General features: G+C 33.9%; 1 protein-coding gene. It reads right to left on the bottom strand.

Annotation, left to right across the window (positions count from 1 at the left end; translation table 11 throughout):
- Positions 1–1,025, bottom strand: a 1,025-nt coding sequence (locus tag J2Y67_RS27855; RefSeq protein ID WP_310179417.1) for a transposase, incomplete at both ends; no start/stop codon positions are given.

Below are 1,025 nucleotides of genomic sequence, written 5' to 3'. Positions count from 1 at the left end.
AACCTCAATTTCTATCCCTCGAAGTTTTAATTTGTAATTGATTTTTTCTGTCAATCTCCCAAAACTCCAGTTGGAAAGCTGCTGGCGAATTTCTTTTCGAGTATTCTTTTTCTTTTTAGTATTCCTTTGAACACCATCAGGTGATCCAATAAAAAGAGTTTTGATGTTGTTTTCAACACACCAATCTTCTATCATTCTTGAAATGCTATGCTCTAGATATTCAATTTTCCGTTCCATTTTTTCCAAAAAACGGCGTTTACGTAAAATCAATTTATATCGAGCATTCGAACCTTTTTTCTTTCGATCAATTCGTTTTGAGAACTCTTTTAATCTTTTATTGCGATATCTTGTTACAGAACGAAGTTCTTTTCCAGTGATAATCAAATGGGTTTTACCATTACTCAATGTAGCAGCATGAATTAACCCTAAATCACAACCAGCTTTACCATTACCCTCAACTTGTTTTTGCTTTGTTTCTTCTACCGCAATATGCATCCAATATTCATTTTTATGCCACACAATTTCAGCACTTTTAATGGAATCGAATTTAATATGATTCGGCTTTGGTATTATTAGCTTCGATTGTTTTCTTCCATTACTAAACTCCATTGTTTCGCCTTTCATACTAATAGCAGATTTTTTGTATTTAACAGAAAAAAACTTCTTATGCTTCCAAGGGTATTTCCATTGTTTTTCGCCTTTTGAACGAAGGACGCGTGTTCTTTCGCATGTTTCTTCGTGAAGTTCAATAATGGCTTGAATTGTTTGGGCATGAAGCTTATGAGATTTGGCGTTGTACCATTTTTTCTTTTCAGAAGCACTTGTCCAAACTTTATAGACATCATACAACCACCAATGGAGGTCCAGTATGTCATTCCATAGATTTGCCGCTTCTAAACGCAAATTATCTACCAGATATCTTTCTTCATCAGTTAATCGCAACGGAATTTTTTTTACAACAATATCTCTTTTGGTTTCGTTTTTCTTTTGCTCCTTTAGTTTATTCCTTTTCACGTCTCTTTTCA

The organism is Neobacillus niacini (assembly GCF_031456445.1).
Classification (GTDB): domain Bacteria; phylum Bacillota; class Bacilli; order Bacillales; family Cytobacillaceae; genus Neobacillus; species Neobacillus niacini_I.
Note: the sequence above shows the minus strand (reverse complement) of the source record. Positions and strands in the feature narration are given on the sequence as shown.